Consider the following 4,638-nt stretch of genomic DNA (forward strand, 5'->3'; position numbering starts at 1 on the left):
TCAGTTTTCAAAGAACTTGTTTGCCGCTCATTTGCGACTTCCTTATGTTAACATCTTCGTTAGTTAATGTCAACTAAGTTTTTCATTTTGTTTTTATTTCGTTTGTCGCTTTCTGCGTTGTTGCTATCGGCGACTTGTCCTATATTACACCTCTAAACTCTAATCGTCAACACCTTTTTATAAAGATATTTAATTTAATATCTTCGTACTCTTTTATCTCCAGGTAAGGACCTATAAAGATTTCATTAAAATAGAAACCATCGTCTACTTTTCTTTACTAATCTATTCTTCTAAATACTATTCAATTTAGACACTTCTCTATTACAAAGGACTCGCTTCCCCCATCTTACCGAACTTATACGATTGACTCTTTCCAGCTAAACTAGCAATTACTTGTCCTATTATTGCAGATCATCTTAGCCTTATACGGATTATAGGAAATTTAACGAAAAATGCCATCTATTACGGAAAAGATGGGAAAATAGTAGGAGTCGAGCTACTAGAAGCTGATACAGAATATGAACTTCTTATTTGGGACAAAGGACCCGGTATTCCAAAACATGATTTACCAAACGTATTTGAGCGAATGTACCGAAGCGAACAATCAAGAAATTCCTCTTTTGGTGGTAGCGGCCTTGGGCTTTCTATTTGTAAAGCGCTCGTTGAGAAAAATGGTGGACATATATGGGTCAACAGTATTCCTTGGGAAAGAACTACTTTTGGCTTTTCCATCCCAAAATACACTACTTTTAAGAAATAGTTAAGAAATGATTAATACGTAGTTAAACCCTTCTTTTTATCATGTAATTAAGAACTTATAGAAAGTAGGTGTCTCCTATAAATACAATTATAAAAACGACGAATCTTACTAAAATATACGGCACTCAAAAATCAGTAGATAATCTAAATATCAATGTACAACAAGGCGAGATTTATGGATTCATAGGACGTAACGGTGCCGGTAAAACAACAACCATTCGTATGCTGCTCAGCCTTATAAAACCTACAAGTGGAAATATTGAAATATTCGGGGAAGATTTGTTTCAAAACCAAAAAGACATTTTAAGAAGAATTGGTTCTATCGTTGAAGTTCCAGGGTTTTATGAAAACTTAACAGCACAAGAAAACTTATTAATTAATGCAAAAATAATTGGAGTTCACAAGAGGAATGCAATTGAAGAGGCCTTGGAAATTGTAGGTTTGCAGCACGAAACAAAAAAATTAGTAGGAAAATACTCTTTAGGAATGAAACAACGCTTGGGAATTGCACGTGCACTTCTTCATTATCCTGAACTACTCATATTAGATGAACCAACTAACGGTCTAGACCCCATCGGTATTAAAGAAATGCGAAAACTTATTAAATCTTTAGCTCAAGAAAGAAATATAACGATACTTATTTCTAGTCATATATTAGCCGAGGTAGAACAATTAGTCGATCGTATGGGGATTATTCATGAAGGAAGGTTACTAGAGGAAGTTTCTCTTGATACGCTGCGTAAAGCAAACCGTAAATACATAGAATTCCAGGTGAATAATGACCATAAAGCTGCGATGCTATTAGAAAATCATTTTCAAATTTTTGATTATGAAGTACGTGATGAAGGGAACATTCGCGTTTACTCTCATTTCGGACAGCAAGGACGCATTAACAGAACGTTTGTTCTTGACGATATTGAAGTATTAAAAATGGTGATGAGCGCAGACAGATTAGAAGATTATTTCACCAAGCTAGTTGGAGGTGGAAAGATTGGTTGATCTACTCTATACAGAACTATTAAAACTAAAACGCTCTAATATGTTTTTGATTAGTATTATTGGGGCTGGTGTCGCACCTTTCTTAGTAGTAGTAGCGTCTTATATACACATAAAAACAAAACAGCCAACTCCGACTATTTTGTTCCATCAATTATTCACTGAAGTTAACTTATATACTACTTTAATTATAGGATTCCCCTTATATGGAGTAGTGGTTGCTTATCTGTTTACCCGTGAATATGCAGAAGATACACTAAAACATTTACTAACTATCCCAGTATCACGCATTAGCTTTATTATAAGTAAGTTCATCCTTCTATTCCTTTGGATCATGATGCTAACTTTAGTCGCTTGGGCACTAACTTTATTATTAGGGCTAATAGGTAGCTTCCCTGGATTTAGTATCACCTTACTTTTAGACTCTATCGTAAAATTTTTAATATGTGGTGGACTTCTTTTTCTATTGTCTTTTTCTATTGTCTTTTCCTATTGTCTTTTTCTATTGTCTTCACCTATTGTAATGAAAACCTATGTACCGCCTATTATATTAACAATTATTATTACAATGACTAACCTTATGATCGTAAATTCAAAACACAAAGACCTATTCCCATGGACCGCCACTCTAGATATAGCAAATAACGAATTACAATCGACTTATCCACCAGAGTATTCTTATATCATCATCGCGGTAACTACCATTTTCGGATTTATTGCAACACTATTCTATTTTAAGAGAGTAGATATTCATTAATTTACAGGAGTGAAACTATGAGTGATATCATTATTGCCTTCATACTCGGTATTGTAGAAGGGTTAGCTGAATTTTTACCTATCTCTTCTACTGGTCACCTTATATTAGTCGGACATTTATTAGGTTTTGAAGGAGAACGAGCAAAAACGTTTGAAATTGTCATTCAGTTAGGAGCGATCTTAGCTATCGCTATCTTATATCATAAACGCCTTGTTTCTTTATGTAATATTAAGCCTCTTCTAAGAAAAGAGAAAAAATTCAACGCATTACATGTATTCCTTGGCCTATTTCCGGCAGTAGTTGCTGGTTTACTACTACATGATGTTATTAAAACATACTTATTTCAGCCGTATACTGTCGTAATCGGACTTGTAGTAGGGGCAATTCTTATGATTTTTGCAGAAGTAAAAAAGAAAGAGGCAACCGCCTTTTCACTGGATGATTTAACATACCGACAAGCATTAACAATTGGATTATTTCAATGCTTAGCAGTATATCCCGGCTTCTCTAGAGCTGGTTCTACCATTTCTGGAGGTCTATTAGCGAAAGTAAATTATAAGACTGCATCTGAATTCTCTTTTCTCATTGCTCTTCCTGTAATGGTTGGAGCCACAGGTTTAGACTTATTAAAAAGTTGGAAGTATTTAAGTGTCGATGACATTCCTATGTTTGCGGTAGGATTCATTACCTCTTTTATAGTAGCAATGCTAGCAGTAGTAACTTTTTTGAAACTTTTAGAGAAGATAGGTTTAAAACCTTTTGCATATTATCGTATTTTATTGGCTATCTTATTTACGCTTTTCGTATTGCTATAGATTCATATAAGTCACATATTATTAAACCGATATTCAGGTTGGAATATCGGTTTTTAACTATTTCACCTCTAGTATTACTCACTTCAATATGGCATATTAGTAATACACCACCATTAATAATCTGAATATTATTTGAACTAATCATTAAAATATACAAAATCAAAAGCTATACTTGAAACCCGAGCCTAGTAATAGTATTTCTTCTTTAAACGCATGTACTAAACTCAAAATAAGCACCTCAATTGAATGTGTGTACCTATTACACCCATTCAGAACGAACGTTCCACCCTCCTTTTTATACACCTTTTCAAATCCATAAAAGTAATATAAATGTTCAAACCGATGCAAAATCTGGAGATTGGTTGTTTGGCCGTGGTTCTCTTGATATGAAAAGTGGCGCTGCAATTCATTTAGCCAATATACTATACTTCAATTACTTTATTTATGAAGCTACAACAAAAAAGTCCTTTCCCAACTATTAGAGGAAACAAGTAAAATTAATATGGGGGGGCTACGGGAAAGATGGTCACAAATGGACAGAACAGGTTTACAAACCATATTCATTTTGTGTATTGCTTCTATTGATCCGTAATACAACAATACAAATTTTAAATGACTACAAGGATATTACAACTAAGCAAATCATCCAAGGATTATAAAGAGAATTAATATTAACTAAGGTGAGGTAACGATACAAATGAATCCATTAGCACAAACATATTGGGATACTTATTGGGGGAATAGTGAGAAACCAACATCTGTTACAGCTTGGCAGTTTGGTGATTCTCCTGATTATCTCGCACAGTTAGTAATTGACGGTGTAAAAACAGCAACATGCTCCGGTCATATTTTTTATGAATTAGAAAACGAACCGCTACCAACAAACGATGATTATAGTATTGTACTCAATAGTCAAGATGAACCTGTAGCTATCATTAAGACAATAGAGGTAACTGTAACACCAATGAATGAAGTAACCGAAGAATTCGCTATCGCTGAAGGTGAAGGCGATCGTACCTATAGTTACTGGAGAAACACCCATATTCAGTTCTTTACAAAGGAACTAAACGAGCTTGGTCTTGGCTTTTCTGAAGATATGCTGCTCGTTTGCGAACGTTTTGAGCTTATTGATGTGAAACTATACTAAATAAAAATCCTCCTGAAAATTTATACTGTATAAATACACTTACCTTTAAACAAATAAGCTTGTTACCCATGGATTTCTTGAACCATAGATAACAAGCTTATTTCATTAAATACAAAAAAGACGAGTCATTCTGACTCGTCTTAAAGTTGCTTGGCGACGTCCTA

The 4,638-nt window shown here is 34.2% G+C and carries 4 protein-coding genes and 2 pseudogenes; all 6 read left to right on the forward strand.

The annotated features are described in order from the left end of the window. Positions 1–391 precede the first annotated feature (391 nt). Positions 392–760: pseudogene (locus tag COC96_RS26495) on the forward strand (sensor histidine kinase); the annotation flags it as partial. A gap of 68 nt (positions 761–828) precedes the next feature. Beyond that, positions 829–1,758 carry an ABC transporter ATP-binding protein gene (locus tag COC96_RS26500; protein WP_098769745.1) on the forward strand — a complete coding sequence of 310 codons (930 nt, stop codon included), beginning with the start codon at positions 829–831 and terminating at the stop codon, positions 1,756–1,758. Continuing rightward, positions 1,751–2,512: an ABC transporter permease gene (locus COC96_RS26505; protein WP_142340047.1), complete on the forward strand. Its 762-nt coding sequence runs from the start codon at positions 1,751–1,753 to the stop codon at positions 2,510–2,512. The genes COC96_RS26500 and COC96_RS26505 overlap by 8 nt, the downstream gene beginning before the upstream one ends. Before the next feature lie 17 nt (positions 2,513–2,529). Then, a complete protein-coding gene (uppP, locus tag COC96_RS26510) occupies positions 2,530–3,327 on the forward strand; it encodes an undecaprenyl-diphosphate phosphatase UppP (protein ID WP_098769748.1) in 798 nt (265 codons plus the stop codon). A gap of 332 nt (positions 3,328–3,659) precedes the next feature. Further along, positions 3,660–3,761 (forward strand): annotated as a pseudogene (locus COC96_RS28635) (hypothetical protein); the annotation flags it as partial. 263 nt (positions 3,762–4,024) lie between these two features. After that, positions 4,025–4,474 carry an ASCH domain-containing protein gene (locus COC96_RS26520; RefSeq protein WP_098269746.1) on the forward strand — a complete coding sequence of 150 codons (450 nt, stop codon included), beginning with the start codon at positions 4,025–4,027 and terminating at the stop codon, positions 4,472–4,474. Positions 4,475–4,638: the final 164 nt, after the last annotated feature.

The organism is Bacillus cereus (genome assembly GCF_002577405.1).
In the GTDB taxonomy this organism is placed as follows: Bacteria; Bacillota; Bacilli; order Bacillales; family Bacillaceae_G; genus Bacillus_A; species Bacillus_A cereus_AU.

Excerpts from the sequence above, each read along its gene's own strand:
- uppP (WP_098769748.1), top strand. The coding sequence starts at position 2,530 with ATGAGTGATATCATTATTGCCTTCATACTCGGTATTGTAGAAGGGTTA.
- COC96_RS26520 (WP_098269746.1), top strand. The coding sequence starts at position 4,025 with ATGAATCCATTAGCACAAACATATTGGGATACTTATTGGGGGAATAGT.